Origin of the sequence: Hymenobacter sp. UYCo722 (assembly GCF_040547115.1) — a bacterium.
Classification (GTDB): Bacteria; Bacteroidota; Bacteroidia; order Cytophagales; family Hymenobacteraceae; genus Hymenobacter.
This window is the reverse complement of record NZ_JBEPPC010000006.1, coordinates 20,147-40,406: the sequence shown is the minus strand read 5'-3', so window position 1 is coordinate 40,406 and position 20,260 is coordinate 20,147. Positions and strand designations below refer to the sequence as shown.

General features: G+C 63.3%; 16 protein-coding genes and 1 pseudogene. 9 read left to right on the top strand and 8 right to left on the bottom strand.

Annotation, left to right across the window (positions count from 1 at the left end; all coding sequences use genetic code 11):
* The first annotated feature begins 9 nt into the window (after positions 1–9).
* Complete coding sequence (locus ABIB44_RS14530; RefSeq protein ID WP_354585373.1) at positions 10–2,262, top strand: S41 family peptidase; 2,253 nt, start codon at positions 10–12, stop codon at positions 2,260–2,262.
* Between the two features lie 178 nt (positions 2,263–2,440).
* Positions 2,441–3,133: a porin family protein gene (locus ABIB44_RS14525; protein ID WP_354585372.1), complete on the top strand. Its 693-nt coding sequence runs from the start codon at positions 2,441–2,443 to the stop codon at positions 3,131–3,133.
* A gap of 139 nt (positions 3,134–3,272) precedes the next feature.
* Here ABIB44_RS14525 and ABIB44_RS14520 read toward each other — a convergent pair whose 3' ends face one another.
* Both ABIB44_RS14520 and ABIB44_RS14515 read right to left on the bottom strand, forming a co-directional pair.
* Positions 3,273–3,695: a molybdenum cofactor biosynthesis protein MoaE gene (locus ABIB44_RS14520; RefSeq protein ID WP_354585371.1), complete on the bottom strand. Its 423-nt coding sequence runs from the start codon at positions 3,693–3,695 to the stop codon at positions 3,273–3,275.
* A gap of 94 nt (positions 3,696–3,789) precedes the next feature.
* Positions 3,790–4,032, bottom strand: coding sequence for a MoaD/ThiS family protein (locus ABIB44_RS14515; protein WP_354585370.1), 243 nt, complete (start codon positions 4,030–4,032; stop codon positions 3,790–3,792).
* A 136-nt stretch (positions 4,033–4,168) separates the two neighbouring features.
* Here ABIB44_RS14515 and moaA point away from each other — a divergent pair, with 136 nt between their 5' ends.
* The 7 genes from moaA (at position 4,169) to ABIB44_RS14480 (ending at position 13,623) form a co-directional block, all read left to right on the top strand.
* Complete coding sequence (gene moaA / locus ABIB44_RS14510; RefSeq protein ID WP_354585369.1) at positions 4,169–5,206, top strand: GTP 3',8-cyclase MoaA; 1,038 nt, start codon at positions 4,169–4,171, stop codon at positions 5,204–5,206.
* A 74-nt stretch (positions 5,207–5,280) separates the two neighbouring features.
* A complete protein-coding gene (locus tag ABIB44_RS14505) occupies positions 5,281–6,075 on the top strand; it encodes an alpha/beta hydrolase (RefSeq protein WP_354585368.1) in 795 nt (264 codons plus the stop codon).
* Between the two features lie 276 nt (positions 6,076–6,351).
* Positions 6,352–9,318: a PAS domain-containing hybrid sensor histidine kinase/response regulator gene (locus ABIB44_RS14500; protein WP_354585367.1), complete on the top strand. Its 2,967-nt coding sequence runs from the start codon at positions 6,352–6,354 to the stop codon at positions 9,316–9,318.
* Positions 9,319–9,393: 75 nt separating this feature from the next.
* Complete coding sequence (locus ABIB44_RS14495; protein ID WP_354585366.1) at positions 9,394–10,524, top strand: MFS transporter; 1,131 nt, start codon at positions 9,394–9,396, stop codon at positions 10,522–10,524.
* Positions 10,525–10,718: 194 nt separating this feature from the next.
* Positions 10,719–11,096, top strand: a complete 378-nt coding sequence (locus tag ABIB44_RS14490) for a cupin domain-containing protein (protein ID WP_354585365.1) — start codon at positions 10,719–10,721, stop codon at positions 11,094–11,096.
* Between the two features lie 7 nt (positions 11,097–11,103).
* Positions 11,104–11,895 (top strand): SDR family oxidoreductase, encoded by a 792-nt coding sequence (locus tag ABIB44_RS14485; protein WP_354585364.1) that lies wholly within the window; start codon positions 11,104–11,106, stop codon positions 11,893–11,895.
* A 156-nt stretch (positions 11,896–12,051) separates the two neighbouring features.
* The gene (locus ABIB44_RS14480) at positions 12,052–13,623 is read left to right on the top strand and encodes an MDR family MFS transporter (RefSeq protein WP_354585363.1); all 1,572 of its coding nucleotides are present in this window, start codon (positions 12,052–12,054) and stop codon (positions 13,621–13,623) included.
* A 60-nt stretch (positions 13,624–13,683) separates the two neighbouring features.
* Here the strand turns inward: ABIB44_RS14480 and ABIB44_RS14475 are convergent, their stop codons facing one another.
* From ABIB44_RS14475 to ABIB44_RS14450, 6 genes and pseudogenes are all read right to left on the bottom strand, one after another.
* Positions 13,684–14,877: a putative sulfate/molybdate transporter gene (locus tag ABIB44_RS14475; RefSeq protein WP_354585362.1), complete on the bottom strand. Its 1,194-nt coding sequence runs from the start codon at positions 14,875–14,877 to the stop codon at positions 13,684–13,686.
* An 88-nt stretch (positions 14,878–14,965) separates the two neighbouring features.
* Positions 14,966–15,952: an alpha/beta fold hydrolase gene (locus tag ABIB44_RS14470; protein WP_354585361.1), complete on the bottom strand. Its 987-nt coding sequence runs from the start codon at positions 15,950–15,952 to the stop codon at positions 14,966–14,968.
* A 200-nt stretch (positions 15,953–16,152) separates the two neighbouring features.
* Positions 16,153–17,247: a tartrate dehydrogenase gene (locus tag ABIB44_RS14465; RefSeq protein WP_354585360.1), complete on the bottom strand. Its 1,095-nt coding sequence runs from the start codon at positions 17,245–17,247 to the stop codon at positions 16,153–16,155.
* A 153-nt stretch (positions 17,248–17,400) separates the two neighbouring features.
* The gene (locus ABIB44_RS14460; protein WP_354585359.1) at positions 17,401–17,793 is read right to left on the bottom strand and encodes a glycerate kinase; all 393 of its coding nucleotides are present in this window, start codon (positions 17,791–17,793) and stop codon (positions 17,401–17,403) included.
* Positions 17,794–17,836: 43 nt separating this feature from the next.
* Positions 17,837–18,550: pseudogene (locus ABIB44_RS14455) on the bottom strand (glycerate kinase); the annotation flags it as partial.
* 225 nt (positions 18,551–18,775) lie between these two features.
* A complete protein-coding gene (locus tag ABIB44_RS14450; RefSeq protein ID WP_354585577.1) occupies positions 18,776–20,083 on the bottom strand; it encodes a cation:dicarboxylate symporter family transporter in 1,308 nt (435 codons plus the stop codon).
* Positions 20,084–20,260: the final 177 nt, after the last annotated feature.

Genomic DNA, 20,260 nt, shown 5'->3' with positions numbered 1-20,260 from the left:
CTTCGTGGCATGAAGCTTCCTTTCCTCTCCCTGGTGCTGCTGCTGGCCGCGCAGACCACTACGCTTGCTCAAACTATTCCGCCCGCGCCGAACCTGAGTTTTGAGCAGCTCGACCCCAAAACCCGGCTGCCAGCGGGCTGGGTGCTGCCCACCGATAAAAGCTACCGCGTGGCGACCGATTCGGTGGTGCGGCACGAGGGGCGCTACGCCGTGCGCATTCAGTCGGAAACGGCGGTGCACGATGCCGCCAGTTTCGGTGTGGCGCGGCTGCAAATGCCGGTCGGCTTCCGGGGCAAAACCCTGAAGCTGACCGGCTACCTCAAGGCCGAGAACGTGCGCGAGGGCTTTGCCGGCCTCTGGTTGCGCGTCGATGGCGACGGCGGTACGCTGGCCTTCAACAACATGCAGAAAGAGAACCTGCACGGCTCCTTCGACTGGCAGCGCTTCACCATTGAATTGCCGCTGAGCGATGAGGCCCAGACGATTATGCTGGGCGGACTGCTGCCCGCCCTCGGCACCCTGTGGCTCGACCAGCTGAGCCTGACCGTGGATGGTCAGCCGCTGGTCCAGGCCCCGCCCAAAATCGTGAAACACTACAAGGCCGAGCAGGATACCGCTTTCCGCCACGGCTCCGGCATCACGCTCGACAACCTCACCAAACCGCAAATCGATAACCTCGCCGTGCTGGGCCGGGTCTGGGGCTTCGTGAAGTATTACCATCCGGCCGTGGCCCGCGGCGACTACAACCTGGATGCGGAGATGCTGCGCATCCTGCCCAAGGTGCTGGCCAGCAAAACCAGGGATGAGCGCAGCACCGTGCTCAGCGCCTGGCTCGCCGGCCTGGGCCCCGTGCCGGCCTGCCTCACCTGCCGCGAGCCGGCCCCCGACAAGGTGCGCCTGCAGCCCGACCTAGCCTGGCTGACCGATAAAAGCCAGCTCAGCCCCGCCCTCAGCCAGCAGCTGGAGTACCTGCGCCAGAACCGTAACCAGGGCCCGCACTATTACGTGCGCGGTGCCCCCAACATCGGCAATCCGCTGTTTCTGCACGAGGAAACCTACGCCCGGCCCGCCACCCCCGATGCCGGCCTGCGCCTGCTGGCCCTGTACCGCTACTGGAACATGATTGCCTATTTCTTCCCCTACCGCTACGCCATTGGGGAGGACTGGCAGCCGGTGCTGCCCGAGTTTATTCCGCAGTTCGCCGCCGCCCGCACCGACGAGCAGTACCGGCTGGCGGCGCTGGCCATCATTGCCCGCATCCACGACACCCACGCCAATATTTATGGCAGCGACCAGATTCTGGCTACTTACCGGGGCACGTTTCACGCGCCGGTGCAGGTGCGCTTCGTGGAAGGCCAGGCCGTGGTGACGGGCTACTTCCACGAAACGCTGGGCCCCGCCACGGGCCTGCAAAAAGGCGACGTGGTGCTGCAAGTGGATGGCGCGAAAGTGGCCGATATGGTGAAGGCCCGCCAGGTGCTGGCCCCGGCCTCGAACGAGCCCACCCAGCTGCGCAACATTGCCCGCGACCTGCTGCGCGGGCCTTCCGACAAAGCCACGCTGCTGGTGCGCCGCGCCGGCCGCAACTTCTCCGTTGCCGTTGCCCGCGTGCCCGCCGCTCAGCTCAACCTGGCCCTGAACAACGGCACGCCCGACCCCAAAGCTCCGTTCTGGAAACTGCTGCCCGACAACGTGGGCTACCTCTCGCTGGGTACTGTGAAGCAGGCCGAGCTGCCCGAGGCCATGGCAAAGTTGCAGAACACCAAAGGCCTCGTAATTGACATTCGGAACTACCCGGCCGAGTTTGTGGTGTTCTCGCTCACGAAGTATCTGTCGGCGAAGCCCGTGCCCTTCGTGCGGTTCAGTGAGCCGCAGCCCATGTACCCGGGCATGTTTCTGCACACGCCGGTGCTGTCGGTGCCCGGCACCAAGGAAGCACCCTACGCAGGCCAGGTCGTTATTCTGGTAAACGAGCTGAGCCAGAGCCAGTCGGAGTACACATCCATGGCGTTGCGCGCGGTGCCGGGGGCCAAAGTGGTGGGCAGCACCACCGCCGGGGCCGACGGCAACGTGTCGACCATCGTCCTGCCCGGCAATATCTCGACCTGGATTAGCGGCCTCGGTATTTACTACCCCGACGGCCGCGAAACCCAGCGCGTGGGCATCGTGCCCGACGTAGTGGCGGCACCCACCATCGCCGGCATCCGGGCCGGGCGCGATGAAGTGCTGGAAAAGGCCGTGCAACTGATTGGGGCTAAGTAGCCGCCGGCCGCGTTGAACCGCCGCGTTGGCAGCTGCCAGAAAGTGACCGCCCAACCGGCGGTTATTTTTTGGCCTGCGGTTCAGACTATTATCCCTGCAATGAGCGTTAGGGCCGCGCGTTGGCACGTTTTTGATGGACGGGCCGGCGACACGTCTTATCAACCAACCCTATTTCATTATGAAAAAGACTGCAATCGTAGCTGCCGCGCTATTGGCCACGGCCGCTGTTTCATCGGCTCAGGCCCAGAGCGTGCGCCTCGGGCTGCGCGCCGGAGCCAACTATTCCAACCTGGCCGGCAACCTCAAAAACCAGGATACCTACAACAATAAAATTGGCTTTCTGGGGGGCGTAATGCTCAACGTACCGCTGATTCAGGACGGTTTCCTGTCGCTCCAGCCCGAAATTCTGTACTCGCAGAAAGGCTTCGAAAATAAGCCCACCGAGTATACCGGCCTGCTCGGGGCCAAGCAGAAGCGCGAGGGCCAGGTGAACTACAACTACCTCGATGTGCCCGTGCTGCTGAAAGTGCGCGCCTCGGGCCTCATCTTCGAAGTCGGCCCGCAGTATTCTTACCTGCTGAGCGCCAACAACCAGACCAAAACCACGACCACGCCCGCCCTCGGCGGTACGCCCAGCACGGCCGAGTCGCAGAACAAAACCGACGTCAGCGGCCTCAACCGCAACGAGTTGGGCTACCTGGCCGGCGTGGGCTACGAAGCCGAAAATGGCCTCAGCCTGAGCCTACGCTACACCGGGGCCTTCAGCGACTTCGTGAAATCCGACAACAGCACCTACTTCAACGGCGACCTTAAAAATGCCCGCCACTCGGCCTTCCAGCTCTCACTGGGGTATCTGATTCCGAGCAAGTAAAGTCGGTGTAACGTTGGCTGGTCACGGTGAGTGCGGACCTGTCATGCTGAACGCAGTGAAGCATCTTGTCACGTTGGAACAACTCGTTCGAGCGTGACAAGATGCTTCACTGCGTTCAGCATGACAGGGCCGCGCCCGATTACGGGTGCGCCGCCACCCATTCTGTGCCGTCCTCATATTCCTCGCGCTTCCAGATGGTGACCACCTGTTTCAGCGTGTCGATGATGAACTGGCAGGCGGCGAAGCTTTCGGCGCGGTGCGGTGTGGCTACGGCCACTACCACGGCCACGTCGCCGAGTTCCAAAGTGCCTTTGCGGTGCACTACGGCCACTTCCTGCAGCATGGGCCACTGCTCGTAGGCCTGCGAAACGACGTGGCCCAGCTGCGTGAGGGCCATGCTGTCGTACGACTCGTAGTGCAGCCGGCGTACCGGCCGCCCGCCCGACTGGTTGCGCACTGTGCCGATGAAGGCGTTGACGGCCCCGGCGGCGTCGGTTTGCACGGCCGCGAGGGCGGCGGCCACGTCAATGGGCTGGTCGGTAATGGAGAGGGTAGGGGTCATTAATCAGTGAACAGTGAACAGTGAGCAATGAACAGTTGCCAGGAGCTTGCTGAACGACACTGTTCATTGCTCACTGTTCACTGTTCACTGAAAACTAGCCGCCAGCCACGGGCGGGATGAGGGCAATTTCGTCCACGGTGTGCAGCGGGTGGTCGTTGCTGGCGTATTCGTTATTCACGGCTACGGCGCAGCTGCGCAGGTCGCCCAGAGCGGGGTACTGGCGGCGCATTTCGGCCAGTAGCTCGCCTACGGTGGCGGGAGCGGGAGCGGGCAGCTCTATTACCGACGTGCCCACGATGTCGCGGGTGATGCCGAAGAGGGCGACTTTTAATGACATATCTTTCGACGTAAATTCTGGGGCGAAAACCGGCCGCTAGCGGTACTTTGGGCTGGGGCCTGAACACCTTTTCCGCGTTCTGGGTTTACCGCAAGCCGGCTGTCTTACGTACAGCCGGGCAAAATTGGTGATAAACGTGCTTCCATCTCTCCTCGCTCCGGCCGCGTCGGCCGTTACGCCCCTCTTCGACCAACACGGCCGCCCGCTGGAATACCTGCGCCTGGCCGTGACGGACCGCTGCAACCTGCGCTGCTTCTACTGCATGCCCGAAGAAGGCATCAAGTACATGCCCAAGCACGAGCTGCTGAGCTACGAAGAAATGCTGCGCCTGACGGGCCTGCTGGCCGGCCTGGGCGTGCGCAAAGTGCGCCTGACGGGCGGCGAGCCCTTTGTGCGGCGCGACCTGGTGCCCTTCATGGAGCGCCTGGCCCAGCTGCCCGGCATCGACGACATTAGCCTGACGACCAACGGCGTGCTCACTGCGCCGCACGTGCCCGCCCTGGCCCGCTTGGGCGTGAAAGCCGTGAACCTCAGCCTCGATACCCTCGACCGGGAGCGGTTCTTCCAAATTACGCGGCGTGACGAGTTGCCCAAGGTGATGGAAACCTTCCACGCCCTGTTGGAGGCGGGTATACAGGTGAAAATCAACGCCGTGGTGATGGACGGCCAGAACATCGGCGACCTTATTCCGCTGGCTGGCCTCAGCCGCGACCTGCCGGTGGACGTGCGCTTTATTGAGGAAATGCCCTTCAACGGCGGCAGCCACGCGGCCGGCCCCGCCTCCCTGCCCTGGAACCACGTCCGCATCCGCCAGCACCTGGAGGACCATTTTGGCGCGCTCTTGCCACTAAGCATGGCGGCCGGGGCCACGGCTTCGGAGTACCGCATGGCCGGGCATCTGGGCACGGTGGGCATTATCGCGGCTTACTCACGCACGTTTTGCGGCACCTGCAACCGCCTGCGCCTCACGGCCGAGGGTGGCATCAAAACCTGCCTCTACGACCAGGGCGTGCTCGATACCCGCGCCCTGCTGCGCGGCGGCGCTTCCGATGCCGACATCGTGGCCGCTCTCAGCGACGCCTTCCGCTACCGGGCCGCCAATGGCTTCGAGGCCGAGCGGCAGCGGCCCCTGCACCAGCTCAGCTTCGAGAGCATGGCGACGATTGGGGGGTAGGGGCTTTAGCGGTCCCGGGCTTTACCTTGTCAGCCTGGAAAGCAGGTGCTTCCCGTGGCTGCGGCCGGCTGCCTATGAAAGTTGTGCTGAGTGTGGTGGGCGTGGTGGCGGAGCTGTACGTGTTGCTGTGCGGGGTGCTGTATTTCGAGCAGGAAAAGCTGCTGTTTGCGCCCACCCAGCTACCGGCCAGCTATCGGTTTCACTTCCCCGGCCAGTTTGAGGAGCGCTGGGCCACCGCCGCCGACGGTACCCGCCTGCACGGCCTGCTCTTTAAAGCGCCGGGTTCAAAAGGACTGATATTTTACCTGCACGGCAACGGCGGCGCACTCGACAGCTGGGGCGACGTGGCGGCCACCTACACCGCCCTGCACTACGACGTGTTCCTGCCCGATTATCGGGGCTACGGCAAAAGCGGTGGCCGCATCGGCAGCCAGGCCCAACTGCTGGCCGACATGGATACCGTGTACCAGCGGCTGCGGCCCGAATACCCGGAGCGCCGCACGGTTGTGCTGGGCTACTCCCTCGGCACCGGGCCGGCTACGTGGCTGGCCGCCCACCACCATCCGAAACTGCTGATTTTGCAGGCTCCCTACTTCAGCATGCGCGACATGGCGGCGCGGCTCTACCCGTTTGTGCCGGGCTTTATCTTGCGCTACCCCATGCCCACCAACGAGCTGATTGGCCGGGTGCGCGCGCCCGTGGTGCTGTTTCATGGCAACCGCGACCGGGTAATTCCGGCCTCCGCTTCGCAGCTGCTTCGCGCCTTGCTGAAGCCCGGCGACCAGCTCATTTTGCTTCCTGGGGCCGGCCACAACCAAATGACCGACAACCCCGACTACCGGCGGCAGATGGCGCGCTTGCTGCGCTAGCTACCAGTCCAATGTTAACGCTACCGTCTGCCTGGCACGCGGGCCGTAGCCGATAATAACGTGAGGGGTAATGCACCTGCTGCGCCCACCGCGAAGTTAAGCAACTTAGTTGTGAATATTCCGTGCTTCAATAGCCGGCAAAGAAGCCGTGATTGATTGCAATTTATGAGGAATAAATAGTAGCGAAAATATCGCCTAATGAATAGATTATGAATAGGTTGATTTAGATGATTATTGTACATTTGCTAATTATATCCGGCGACTTTTATTTAAAATATGGTTGTTTTTTACAATAATTATAACTCTCCCAATTTAGCTTCTGCCGAGTTGCCGCGCGCCGGCGAGGAAGGCCAGACTGATGCTGAACGAATAGCCGATTTGCGGCTGGCGCTAGCTCAGGCGCAAGCCGAAAATCATGCGCATCAAGCACGGTTCTCGATGCTGATGCAGGCAGCGGGTGAGGCCTTGTTGCTGACTACCGCACAGGGGCGGGTGCTGGCCACCAACCGACTGTGCCGCGAGCTGTTTGGGCTGCCGGCCGACCCCGGATTCCACGGTCTGGAGACAGACGTAGTCGCGGCCATTCAGCACTGTTTCCGCGAGCCAACCGCTTTCGTGGCCCGGCTGCGCGCTTTGCGTACGGGCAAGCGAAGTGCCGCGAATGAGGAGTTTCACTTGCTGGACGGGCGCATTGTGGAAATGCAATATATTGTGCAGCCCGATGAAGCGCTGGGCCACTTGGCAAGTTTCCGGGACGTAACCGAGCAGCGCCACCGCACAGCGCAGCAGCAGGCCCAAACCAGCCAGCTCCAGCTGCGCCTGACCGACCAGCGGGCGTTTTTCACCACGGCCATCAACCAGATGAAGGTGGAAATGGTGATTTTCGACGCCGACCACCGCTACCTGTTCGTGAACGAGCAGTGTTTCAGCGACCCGGCTTTGCGGGAGTGGATTATTGGCAAAGACGATTTTGACTATTGCGCCTATCGGGGCCGGCCCGTGGAGCTGGCTGAGACGCGGCGCAAGGCCTTTCAGCAGGTAATAGCAACCAGGGGCGAAGCTATTTGGGAAGAAACCCTGCCCTCGGCCAGCGGGCCGCAGCAAATGCGGCGGCAGTTTGTGCCCGTCTTTGCCGCCGACGGTTCCCTGCAAATGGTGGTGGGCACGGGTTCTAACATCACCAAGCGCCGACAGGCCGAGGAAAGGCTGGCCGAGCAGCGGGCCTTCTACGAGTTCGTGCTCGACCGCCTGCCCTGCGACATCGGCGTGTTCGACGAGGCCGGCCGCTATATGTTCGTGAACGCGACGGGTATTAAAGATGCCGCCAAACGGGCCTGGGTAATCGGCAAAGATAATTTCGATTATTGCCGGCAGTATGGCCACGCTATGTCAATCGCCGAAGGGCGGCAACGCCACATCAACCAGGCTTACGAGTCGGGCAAGCTGGTGACGTTTGATGAGACCTTCGACCGGCCCGAGGGCATGGTGCACCAGCTGCGCTGCATGCAGCCCGTGTTCAACGCCGACGGCTCGCCCCGGCTGATTGTGGCTTACGGCCTCGACATCACCGACCGCGTGAACACCGAGCGGCAGCTGCGCCACGCCAAGCTGGCGGCCGAGTCGGCGGTGCGGGCCCGGGAGCTTTTTCTGGCCAACATGAGCCACGAAATCCGCACGCCCATGAACGCCATTCTGGGCATGAGCCAGCTGCTGGCCAAAACGGTGCTCGCCCCCGAGCAGGACAGCTACCGCCAGGCCATTACCACCTCGGCCGAGCACCTACTGGTCATCATCAACGATATTCTGGATTTGAGCAAGCTCGAAGCCGGTAAGATGACGCTGGAGGAGGTGGGCTTCACGCCCAGCCACCTGCTGGCCGAAGTGGAGCAGACCCTGCACTACAAAGCCGTGGAGAAAGGCCTGAACCTGGTGACCCGCGTGGCCGCCACGGTGCCGCCCGTGCTCATCGGCGACCCCTACCGCATTCGGCAGGTGCTACTGAACCTGGCCGGCAACGCCATCAAATTCACCGAAACCGGGCGCGTGACGCTGACCTGTGACCTGGTGGGCACCGGCCCCGACGGCCGGGCTGCCGTCGAGTTCCGGGTGGCCGACACGGGCATCGGCATCGAGCCGGAGTTCGTGCGGAGTTTGTTTCAGGAATTCAGCCAGGAAGACTCGTCGGTGACGCGCAAGTACGGCGGCACGGGCCTGGGCCTGAGCATCAGCCGCAACTTGCTGCAGCTGATGGGCTGCGACGTAGAAGCCGAAAGCGTGAAGGGCAAGGGCACCGTGATGCGCTTCGTGCTGCCGCTGCCCGTGGGCACCCCCGCCGACCTGGTGGCCCGGGACACCCTGCCGCCCAACGGCCACTTACTGCCCGAGCTGCGCGCCAAGCGCGTGCTGCTGGTGGAAGACAACCGCTTCAACCGCCAAATCGCCAAAACCTTCCTCGACCATGCCTTCGTGGAGGTGACCGAGGCCGAGAATGGGGCCGTGGCCGTAGACCTGGCCCAAAAGCACGACTTCGACCTGATATTGATGGACATCCAGATGCCGGTGATGGATGGCTACGCGGCCACGGCGCTGCTGCGCCAGCAGCTGGGCCTGACCGTGCCCATCGTGGCCCTCACGGCTAATGCCATCAAGGGCGAGCGCGAGAAGTGCCTGAGTGCCGGCATGGATGATTATCTCACCAAGCCCTTCCGCGAAGATGAGCTGCTGCGCAAGGTGAGCCGCTGGGTGGTGTGCCCGTCTCTGAGCCCGGCCGAGCGCGAGCTCACGTCTGCGGTTGCGCCGGAGCCGGAAGCCGCGCTGCCAGTGGCAAATGGGGCCACGCCGGCCGCCGAGGCAGCTGGCGAAACCGCCCCGCTCTACCAGACCGACGAGCTGCTGCACGTAGGCCAGGGCGACCTGGAGTTCGTGCGCTTCATGCTGGAAACCTTCGTGGAAAGCTGCGATGAAGCCATCGCCGGCTTTGCCCTAGGTGTGCGCGAGGCCGACGTGCGGCAGTTGCGCGCCACGGCCCACACCCTGCGCCCCAACCTGACGCACCTGCGTGCTCTGCACATTCTGCCCCCCGTCGAGCTTCTGAACGAGTGGCCCGAGCCGTTTGAGCTGGCGGCCGTGCAGCCCGTGGTGGCCCAGGTAACCGGCCTGCTTAGGGAGGTGAGCGCACGCATTGCGGCCGACTTGGCGGCCGCCGCGGGGCCCGTGCCGGCCGCCACTGCCGAACTTGCGTAAAAATAGGGCCGCCCACCCGGGTAGGGGGGCGGCCGCTTGCGCATGATGACGTTGGATAGTGTTTCGCCGCGCGGTTTGTCGCGCAAAACCCACCGCAGGGCCGTGGGTGCCTTGTTTTTTCTGCTGGGGTTGTGCTTCGCCAGCTGGGCCTCGCGCATTCCGAGCGTGCAGCAAAAAATGGGTATTTCGGAGGCAGAATTGGGCGGCGTGCTGCTGGCCATTCCGCTGGGGCAGCTGCTGTCGCTGCCCCTAGCTGGCTGGCTGGTGGCCAAAGAAGGCAGCCGCAAGGTGGTGCTGGGCGGCGTGGTACTCTACGCCGTGGCGCTGGTGGGCCTGGGCTGGGCCAGCAGCCTCTACCAGCTGGTGCCGTGCCTGGCGCTGTTCGGCATCGGGGGCAACCTCACCAATATTTCGGTGAATACCCAGGCCGTGGGCGTGGAACGCCTTTATCAGCACAGGCCCATCATGGCCTCTTTTCATGGGCTGTGGAGCTTGGCGGGGTTTGTGGCGGCGGCCGTGGGTTCGTTTATGATTGGCCACGCGGTGCCACCGGGCGTGCATTTTGTCTTCATTGCGCTGTTTATTCTGGTGGGGCTGGCGGTGAGCGCCGGCTTCACCGTGCGCGAAGACAGCGGCGTCGACCCCAACCAGCCCATCTTCGTGAAGCCTGATAAGGAGCTGCTGGGCCTGGGGGCCATTGCCTTCTGCGCGCTCATCTGCGAGGGAGCCATGTTCGACTGGAGCGGGGTGTATTTCAAGAAGGTGATTCACGCCGACAAGGACTGGGTGGGCGCGGGCTACACGGCCTTCATGAGTACCATGGCCGCGGGTCGCTTCGGGGCCGACTGGCTGGCCCACCGCCTCGGGCCGAAGCGCGTTATTCAGCTCAGCGGCTTGCTCACGGCCACCGGGCTGAGCATTGCCGTGGCCTGGCCCACGCTGCCCACGGCGCTGCTGGGCTTTTTGCTGGTGGGTTTTGGTACGTCGGCGGTGGTGCCGCTGGTGTACTCGGCGGCGGGCAAGTCGAGCCACATGTCGGCCGGGATGGCGCTGGCGGCAGTTTCCACGATTGGCTTCTTCGGGTTTCTGCTGGGGCCGCCGGTGATTGGCTTCGTGGCGGGCGCGACGAGCCTGCGGGTGTCGTTTGCGCTGATTGCGGTAATGGGCCTGGCCGTGTCGGCCGTGGCGAGCCGGGTGCGGGTGTAGGGAGTGGTCAGCGATAAGTGAAAAGACGGAAGAAACGTCATGCGGAGCGCAGCCGAAGCATCTCTACCGCGCAAGTAATCCCAACATTTAGGTTAGTATTGAGGTAGAGATGCTTCGACTGCGCTCCGTCGCCGCTTGATACGCGGAATGCTCAGCATGACGTTCTAATAAATCCCACTCAATTCACATACCCAATGGAAAACCCCCAAACCGCCACCAAATACACCTGGGACGACATGCCCAAAGAGCAGGTGACCGACCAACTCTCGCGCCGCCTCATCACGGGCGAGAAGATGATGCTGGCCCACGTCTACCTCAAAAAAGGCACCATCGTCCCCCTGCACCAGCACCACAACGAGCAGATTACCTACATCCTCGAAGGGGCGTTGCGCTTCTGGATTGGCTCCGAAGATACCGAGCCCATCGTGGTGGGCGTGGGCGAAGTACTGCACATTCCGGGCAACGTGCCCCACAAGGCCGAAGCCATCGAAGACACGCTCGACGTGGATATTTTCAGCCCGCCCCGCCAGGACTGGCTCGACAAATCGGACGACTACCTGCGCCTGAAATAGCCCAATTATGGACCTCGGACTAAAAGGAAAAGTCGCGCTGGTGGCCGCCGCCAGCCAGGGCTTGGGCCGCGCCGTGGCCGAAGAGCTGGCCGCCGAAGGCGCGTCGCTTATTCTCTGCGCCCGCCACGACGTGGCGCTCCAGGAAACCTGCGCCGCTATCGAGCAAGCCCATGGTACGCCGGTACTGGGCCTAGCCACCGACGTGGCCGACCCCGCCGCCGTGGCCCGCCTCGTGGAAGCCGGCCTGGCTCGCTTCGGCCGCATCGATGTTCTGGTGACCAACGCCGGCGGCCCGCCCGCCGGCACCTTCGACACGCTGAGCGCCGCCCAGTGGGAGGCCGCCACCAGCCTGCTTCTCACCAGCGTGGTGGAGCTGACGCGCGCCGTACTACCCGGCATGCAGGCGCGGGGCTGGGGCCGCATTCTGAACATCACCTCTATCTCGGTGAAGCAGCCGGTGGCCAACCTTATGCTCTCCAACAGCCTGCGGGCGGCCGTGACGGGCATGGCCCGCACGCTGGCCACCGAAGTAGCCGCCCAGGGCATCACGGTCAACAACATCCTGCCTGGCTACACCCGCACCGAGCGGGTAGTGGGCCTGGCCGAAGCCGCTGCCACGCGGGAAGGGATTTCGGCCGCCGAGGCTACGGCGCGCTGGGAAAATGAAATTCCCATGCGCCGGCTGGGCGAGCCGAAGGAGTTTGCGGCCCTGGCTGCCTTCCTGTGCTCGGAGCGGGCCAGCTACATCACCGGCACGTCCATTCCCGTAGACGGGGGCTGGATTCGGGGGCTGCTATAACATTTAGCGCCTGCCGCGTAGAGGTAGAACGTCATGCTGAGCGCAGCCGAAGCATCTCTACCGCAATAGTAATTAGGATACTTACGCGGTAGAGATGCTTCGGCTGCGCTCAGCATGACGTTCTTTTATGCGCTAGACTTCTAACATTCAAAAGCCTTGACTGAAAACCTCACCCATCGCCAGAAAATGCTTACCCTCGCCGGTATTCTGCTGGCGATGTTTTTGGGGGCGCTCGACCAGACCATCGTCTCCACCGCCCTGCCGCGCATTGCGGCCGATTTGCACGGCCTCGACCGGTTTACGTGGGTAGCCACGGCCTATCTAGTGGCCAGCACGGCGCTGGTGCCCATCTACGGGAAGCTGTCGGACATGTACTCGCGGCGCACAATTGAGATTGTGGCGGTAAGTATTTTCCTGGTGGGGTCGATGCTGTGCGGGCTGGCCGGTGAGTTTGGCCCGCTGCCGCTGGTGGGCGATGGCATGAACCAACTAGTGGTGTTCCGGGCCATTCAGGGCTTTGGCGGGGCGGGGCTGTTTGCCATGGCCTTCATCATCATCGCCGACTTGTTTGCGCCGGCCGAGCGGGGGCGCTACCAGGGGTTTACGGGGGCCGTGTTCGGTACCTCATCGGTGCTGGGGCCGCTGCTGGGTGGCTTTCTCACCGACCGGGGCACGGGGCTGATTCCGGGGGTAGCCGGCTGGCGGCTGGTGTTCTACGTGAACCTGCCGCTGGGCCTGCTGGCCCTCTGGTTCATCATCACCCAAATGCCGCCCCTTCGCCCCCGCACCGAGCCCAAGCCGTTCGATTTCTTTTCCGCCGTGTTGCTGATGGCGGGCCTGGGGCCGCTGGTGGTGGCCTTGCAGCTCAACAAAACCCAGTATGGCTGGACGGCCCCGCTCACGCTGGGCCTGCTGGGCGTGGCCGTGGTGGCGCTAGGCCTGTTCGTGGTCCGCAGCCTGCGGCACGAAAACCCAATTCTCAACTTCAGCCTGTTTAAAAACAAGGTTTTTCGGACGGCCAACGCGGCGCTGTTTCTCATGGGCGGGGCGTTTTTGGGCGTCATCATTTTCGAGCCGCTGTTCATGGTGAATGTGCTGGGCGAGTCGGCCACGCGGGCCGGAGCGAGCCTTATTCCGCTGTCGCTGGGCGTCGTCACGGGCTCGCTGCTGGCGGGCCAGATGGTGTCGCGTTTCGGCCACTACAAGCGCTGGATGCTGGCCGGGCTCGCGCTGCTGCTCGTGGGCTTGTCGCTGCTGGCTACTATGCCGAGTACGGTGCAGTATTATCAGGTGCTCATCTACTTAACCATTTGCGGGCTGGGGCTGGGGCCCACCATGCCGCTCTACACGCTGGCCGTGCAAAATGCCACCGCCCCGCCCCTCATGGGCCAGGCCACGTCGGCCAGCCAGTTTTTTCGGCAGATTGGCGGGGCCATCGCGGCCTCGGCGCTGGGCATGGTGCTCACCCTCACGCTGGCCCAAAACATGCCCGCCGCGGCCAGCCCGTTGGCCACCCGGCAAACAGTGGTGGCCGAAGGGCCGGCGCTAAAATCGGCTGCCAAGGCGGGGCCCAATCCGGTGGCGCAGGCGGCGTTTGCCAAGGCCATTTCGCGGGTGTATTTCTTCAATATTTTCCTGGTCGTGGGCGGGTTTATCCTGACGCTTTTTATTCCCGAGCTGCCGCTACGCAAGAGCAACGACGCGGGGCCTGCTGCGACAGTGGATTAGCCAAAGGGCCTTTTAGCTTGTGCCCGGCCACCGCTGTAACGGCACAAGTTAAAACGTGTGCTATAAGCCTTTCCCCAGCCCCACCCAGCCGCGCTGCATGGCGTAGTAAATGGCCGTGCCCACAATCAGCCCCACTAGGTAGCCGTAGGGCAGCCCGGCGCAGAGCAGCCCCACCAGCAGTGCCACCAATAAGTCGGCGCGTTGGGTGCTGACATCGCGCAGCAGCGTGGCCAGCGACAGCGCCTCGAAGAGCAGCAGCACTCCCAGCACCGGCAGCGGGAAAATCTGCACCACATCGGCAAAGCCCTGGCTGAAAAACAAGCCCATCAGCAGGAAAATACTGCCGTAGATAACCACCGAGCCGCCCGTGCGCGCGCCAAACGCATAGTGCCCCACCATGCCGCCCGAACCGTGGCACACCGGAAAGCCGCCAAAAAAGGGATTTACCAGGTTCATCAGGGCGTAGGTGAAGCTGATTTTTTTGATGGTGAGGGGCTTCCGCTCGGGGAATAAGTCCTGCGCCACTTGCTTGGTGGCCAGAATGGAATTGCCGAGCGAGAGCGGAATCTGGGGCAGCGCCAGCAGCACGGCTCCGGTCAGAATATCGGCCGTTTGGGGCAGGTGCCAGGTGGGCAGGTGCAGGCCCACGGCCTTCTGGGCGGTGGCAAAATCGAGTTTGAATGCCAGCGCATACGCCACGCCCAAGGCAATGACAATGAGCGCCGCCGGCCAGCGCCGGTTGCCAAACAGCACCACCGTAACCGTAAAGGCCGCTGCCGCCAGCGCGTAGCCCGCCGCGCCATCCGCGCCCACGTACTTGGTGAGGGCCAGCGTGGCCAGCTGCAGGGCCAGCCCGAATTGAATGCCGCGCACCACGGCCTTGGGCACCAGCCGCGCCAGTACGTCAATCAGTCCCGTTATCGACAGAAAAAACATGCTGATGCCAATGGCCAACCCACCGCCGAAAATGACCCGACCGGGAATTTTCTGGGCAATAACCAGCGCCGCGAAGGCCTTCAGCGGCTGCACTGGCATGGGCATTCGGTACCAGAGCCCGGTGAATACCTGCATGAGCCCAAACAGGATGAGCACCGAGGCACTGTCGATGCCCGAGGCGGCAATCACGCCGATGAGCAGCGGCAAGTCGGTGCCGAGGTCGCCGAACGCGCCGGCCAGCTCGTTGCGGTCGAAGCGGATGGGCACGCGCGCGGGGGCGGGCAGCGGGGCGGCTTGAGTCAGGGTTGCGGGTTCCACGCCGGCAAAGGTCGGGCGGCGGCGGGTATATCAGCCACGCCGTACCTGTTCCAAAAAAAGTTATTAGCATGACGGTCTAAACCCGCATTCAGTCCCGAAAAAAGGCCCGTAAATGAGCCAGCACCGCTTCGGGTTGCTCCTCGGGCAGGAAGTGGCCGCAATCCAGGGCTGCGCCCGTAACGGTGGTAGCCTTGGCCTGCCAGGTGGCGGGCACGTTCCAGAGGCGGGCCACCGTGCCGCGCGCGCCCCACAGGGCCAGCAGCGGGGCTGTTACGCGGTGGCCGGCCGCGTCGTCGGCCCGGTCGTGGGCTAGGTCGATGCTGGCGGCGGCGCGGTAGTCCTCACACACGGCGTGGATGGTGGCCTGGCAACAGTAACAGCGCAGGTACTCACGCAGGGCTTCGGGCGCGATGGCGCCGGGCGTTTTGTTTTGCACGGCGAGGTGGTGCTGCAGGTAGTAGGCTGGGTCGAAGCCAATCAGGTTTTCAGGCACCGGGGTAGGCTGAATCTGGAAAAACCACCATACGTAGCGCGTGGCAAATTCCTGGCTGGTGTCGTTATACATGGTTAGGGTAGGAGCGATGTCGAGCACGCACACCTTGCGCACGGCCCCGGGGTGGTCGAGGCAGAGGCGGTGCGCCACGCGCCCGCCCCGGTCGTGCCCAGCCAGGAAAAAAGTGTCGAAGCCGAAATGCGCCATCACCTCCACCTGGTCCTGGGCCAGGCTGCGAAAGGAATAAGGGCAGTGGCCGGAGTCGCTGGCGGGCTTACCCGAGTCGCCGTAGCCGCGCAGGTCGGGCAGCACCACCGTGTAGTCGCGCGCCAGCTCCCCGGCAATCTTGTGCCACATTACATGGGTTTCGGGGTGCCCGTGCAGTAGCAACAGCGGCGGCCCGCTGCCGCCCCGCAGCACGTGGATGACCGCCCCCGCCGTGGCCACGGCATGCACCGTGAAGCCCGGGAAAAAATGCGCCTCCACCCCCGGCGGCTGCGGGGCCGGCAGCTCCGGCAGCTGCGCGTATCCTGCTGATGTTGGGATATTGGCAGAGCTGGGGGGCGGGTGGTTGGAATCCATTACGGGTGATGAAGCGGTTTGGAACTGGTGCTCGATGCTAAACAGCAAAAATGAATGTCCTACCGAATAAAAAGCACGTCATGCTGAGCTTGTCGAAGCATCTCTACCGCAGGAGTAATCCAATGTATTCAACGAAGCGGTAGAGATGCTTCGGCTGTGCTCAGCATGACGTGCTAACTACGGTTCGCTTTATCCAACTATTAGTTTTTTGCAACTCCCGGCTCCGTTTCCAGCGCCCGGCACACGGCCTCGGTCACGTCGGTGGTGGAGCTGGTGCCGCCCAGGTCGCGGGTGCGCACGCGCTGCTCGCGCAGCACCGTTTCGATGGCGTGCATGAGGCGGGAGGCCAGTTCGGTTTCGCCCAAAAATTCCAGCATCAGCTGCACCGACCAGATGCTGGCGATGGGGTTGGCCACGTTTTTGCCCTCCAAACCAAAGGCCGAGCCGTGGATGGCCTGGAACAAGCTGGGGTAGCGCCGCTCGGGGTTGAGGTTGGCGCTCGGGGCCAGGCCCATGCTGCCCGTGAGCGCCGCCCCCAGGTCGGTGAGGATGTCGCCGAACAGGTTGGAGGCCACGAATACATCCACCGTTTCCGGCTGGCTCACCATGCGGGCCGTCATCGAGTCCACCAGCTGCTGGTCGGTGGCCTGGGCGGGGTAGCCGGCGGCCACTTCCTGAAAAATGTCGTCCCAAAACACCATGTTATGCTGCATGCTGTTCGATTTCGTCACGTTGGTCACCAGCCGGCGGCCGTGCTGCCGTGCGTAGTCGAAGGCAAAGCGCATGACGCGCTCCGTGGCGGCCCGCGTGAACACAATCGACTGCAGCGCCACCTCCTGGGGCCGCTGCCGGTGCACCCGTCCGCCCACGCCGGCGTACTCGCCCTCCGAGTTTTCGCGGATGCACACCATGTCGATGGGGTGCCCCTCGGGGTTGCGTAGGGGCGAGGCCACGCCGTCGAGCTGGCGCATGGGCCGCAGGTTCACGTACTGGTCGAAGCCCTGGCGGATGGGCAGCAGCAGCCCCCACAGCGTCACGTGGTCGGGGATGGTGGGGCTGCCCACTGGCCCCATCAAAATAGCCTCAAACCCACCCTTTTCCAATTGCTGAAGCCCATCGAAAGGCATCATGGCCCCGGTCTTTTCATAGTGTTCCGACCCCCAGTCGAAGTCCCGCGTCTCAAAGCGCACGCCGCCGTGCAACTCCTCTAGCTTGCGCAGCACCTGCCGGCTGGCCGCAATAACTTCCGGCCCGATGCCGTCGGCGGGGAAAACGGCGAGGTGGTAGTTTTTCATGGGAATGGGGATTGAAAGTGGTTGGAAAAAGTGTGGGAGCTTTTAGAATTACTCTATTATTCTAGAAATCTTGTTTTTCGTCATGCTGAGCGCAGTCGAAGCATGACCGTTCAATGGTGAGGCTGTTATCCCTGTTCTACTCAGCATCAATGGCTACGATGACGGTGACCCAACGCGAAGGCCGCCCCGCGCCAGCAACCGGCCCAATAACGCCCCTTGGGTTTCGAGCAGAGCCGGGGTGCGGCGCAGGGCTTCGGCCAGCGGCAGCGGCTCGGTGAGGATGGAGGTGGCGTAGAGCACGTTGGGGTCGGCGAGTACGGCATCAATTTCGAGCAGGGTGCCGCACACCAGCACCACGGGCACCGCGTGGCGGGCGGCCCGCGCCAGCAGGCGGCCCAGCAGCTTGCCCTGCCAGGTTTGGCCATCCACGCGGCCCTCCCCGGTGATGAGCAAGTCGGCAGCTTGCAACAGCTCGTCGGCCCCGGTCAGCTCCAGCACCCAGTCGGCGGCCGAGCCGATGCGGGCCCGCAGGAAGCCCGCCGGCAATGCCCCCGCCGGCCCCGCTGCCCGGCAGCTGCTGCACCGCTAGCCCGAACGTGGCCTCGAGTAGGTCGGCAAAGGCGCGCAGGCCCGCGTCGAGGTGGGCAATGGCGGCGGCATCGGCCCCTTTTTGGGCGGCAAAAACATGGGCCGCCCCGGTGGACCCGAAGAACGGATTGGTCACGTCCGTTACCACGCGGCAGCTGGCGGCAGCCAGCCGCGGGTGCACCCGCGTGGCATCGATGCGGTGCACGCGGGCCAGGTGTTCGCCGGTGGGCGGCACGATTTGCCCCTTTCCGTCGAAAAACTGATAGCCCAGAGCCATGGCTAGGCCCAAGCCGGCGTCGTTGGTGGCGCTGCCGCCCACCGTGAGCACGAGGTGGCGGGCCCCGCGGTTGAGGGCGTGGGCCAGCAGCTCGCCGGTGCCCAGGGTAGTGGTGCAGGCGGCATTGCGCTCGGTGGGGGCCAGCCGCTCCAGGCCCGAGGCCCGGGCCATTTCCACCACCGCCGTAGCCGTTTCGGGCAGCCACAGGTACTCGGCGCGGATGGGCCTAAACAGTGGGTCGTGCACTTCGGCCGGCACAAATTCGCCGCCGAGCACGGCAGCCAGCGTTTCGAGGGTGCCTTCGCCGCCATCGGCCAGGGGCAGCAGCTGGTACGTTGCCGCCGGGAAAGTCCGGTGCAGGCCGTGCCGCAAATGCTCGCATACCAGCGGCGCGGCCAGGGCATCCTTGAACGAGTCGGGCGCAATCAGAATGTTCACGGGGGAGCGACGAGGATTCGGGCGGGGCTGATTCAGGATGTGAAGCTGTTTAGAAAGTCGTCAAAATCAATCAGGCCGTCATGCTGAGCTGGTCGAAGCATCTCTACCGCTTCGTTGCAATAGCAATTGGTTACTTGCACGGTAGAGACGCTTTGACCAGCTCAGCATGACCGTTCTTTCGACTTTCTAAACAGCTTTGGCAAAAGAAGCCGGCCGCGCAGCCCGCTACTTTTTGTTTTTCAGCAGGCGGGCCGTTTCGCTGGCCTGCTCGGCCACCTGGCCCAGGTACTCGCCGCTGGTATACCCTTTGCGGAAACGCAGTGGCTTGAGGCGCTTGCCCAGCGCCTCCACGGCTTGCTCGTGGTCGAGGGCTCCCTCGTTGTGAGCCAGGAAGATGGTGGCCACGCCGTTGCCGATGAAGTTGGTGATGGAGCGGGCTTCGGACATAAACCGGTCCACGCCCAGCAGCAGGGCCAGGCCCTCCACCGGAATCACCTTCATGGCCGTAAGCGTGCTGGCCAGCACCACGAAGCCGCTGCCCGCCACGCCGGCCGCGCCCTTGCTCGTCACCATCAGAATGCCCATCATGGTCACGATTTGCCCGGTTGATAAATCGACGTGGAACACCTGGGCCAGAAACAACGTGGCCAGCGATAAGTAAATCGTGGTGCCGTCGAGGTTGAAGGAGTAGCCTGTGGGCACCACCAGGCCCACCACTGGCTGGGCGCAGCCCATGCGTTCCAGCTTTTCCATGAGGCCCGGCAGGCCGGCTTCGGAAGAAGAAGTGCCCAGCACAATCAGCAGCTCGGCCTTGATGTACTTGAGAAACGACCACATGCCAATGCCGCAATAGCGCAGAACGCTACCCAGGATGAGGAAAATAAACACGGCCATCGTCAGGTACACCGTCACCATCAGCTTGCCCAGCGGCAGCAGCGTAGCAATGCCGTACTTGCCAATGGTGAAGGCCATGCCCCCAAACGCGCCGATGGGGGCCAGCAGCATCACCAGGTGCAGCCCCCGGAACACGTACTTCGAGCATTCTTTCAGGAAGTGAATGATGGGCTTGCGGCCGGCGTATTTGCTGAGCGCGATGCCCAGCACAATGGCCACGATGAGCACCTGCAGCGTAAGGTTGTCGGCCAGGAAATGGCCCCACGAAAACTCGACCGCCCGCTTCGTGAACTCGCCCACTTTGCCGGTGTCGAGTTTGCCCGTGCTCACGCCGTCGCCGGGCCGTACTACCGCCGCCACGGCCACGCCAATGAGCAGCGCCAGCGTGGTTACAACCTCAAAGTAAAGCAGCGCCTTGCCCCCGATTCGCCCCACCTTCTTCAAATCCCCCATTGTGCTGATGCCCAGCGTAATGGTAAGAAAGATAATAGGGTTGATGAACAGCTTCACCACATCAATAAAGCGCTTGCCCAGCGGTTCCATTTGCACGGCCAGGGCCGGCCGGAAATGGCCCAGCAGCGCCCCGGCCACAATGGCCAGCAGCACCCACAAGGTTAGGTTTTTGGCAATTTTTTTCAGTTTCATGATAGCAGGGCGAATAGCGTACTTGGCGGGAATAACGGGTGGAAGAACGGCAGCGGAACGTTAAAGCTAGGTCAGTAGAATGTTAGCAGAACGTTGAAGCGAAGCCAGCAGAACGTTGAAGCGAAGCCAGCAGAACGTCATGCTGAGCGCAGTCGAAGCATCTCTACCGCT

Coding starts and splice junctions, on each gene's coding strand:
- ABIB44_RS14505 (WP_354585368.1), top strand. CDS start 5,281: ATGAAAGTTGTGCTGAGTGTGGTGGGCGTGGTGGCGGAGCTGTACGTG.
- ABIB44_RS14530 (WP_354585373.1), top strand. CDS start 10: ATGAAGCTTCCTTTCCTCTCCCTGGTGCTGCTGCTGGCCGCGCAGACC.
- ABIB44_RS14500 (WP_354585367.1), top strand. CDS start 6,352: ATGGTTGTTTTTTACAATAATTATAACTCTCCCAATTTAGCTTCTGCC.
- ABIB44_RS14520 (WP_354585371.1), bottom strand. CDS start 3,695: ATGACCCCTACCCTCTCCATTACCGACCAGCCCATTGACGTGGCCGCC.
- ABIB44_RS14515 (WP_354585370.1), bottom strand. CDS start 4,032: ATGTCATTAAAAGTCGCCCTCTTCGGCATCACCCGCGACATCGTGGGC.
- ABIB44_RS14465 (WP_354585360.1), bottom strand. CDS start 17,247: ATGAAAAACTACCACCTCGCCGTTTTCCCCGCCGACGGCATCGGGCCG.
- ABIB44_RS14470 (WP_354585361.1), bottom strand. CDS start 15,952: ATGGATTCCAACCACCCGCCCCCCAGCTCTGCCAATATCCCAACATCA.
- ABIB44_RS14485 (WP_354585364.1), top strand. CDS start 11,104: ATGGACCTCGGACTAAAAGGAAAAGTCGCGCTGGTGGCCGCCGCCAGC.
- ABIB44_RS14490 (WP_354585365.1), top strand. CDS start 10,719: ATGGAAAACCCCCAAACCGCCACCAAATACACCTGGGACGACATGCCC.
- ABIB44_RS14525 (WP_354585372.1), top strand. CDS start 2,441: ATGAAAAAGACTGCAATCGTAGCTGCCGCGCTATTGGCCACGGCCGCT.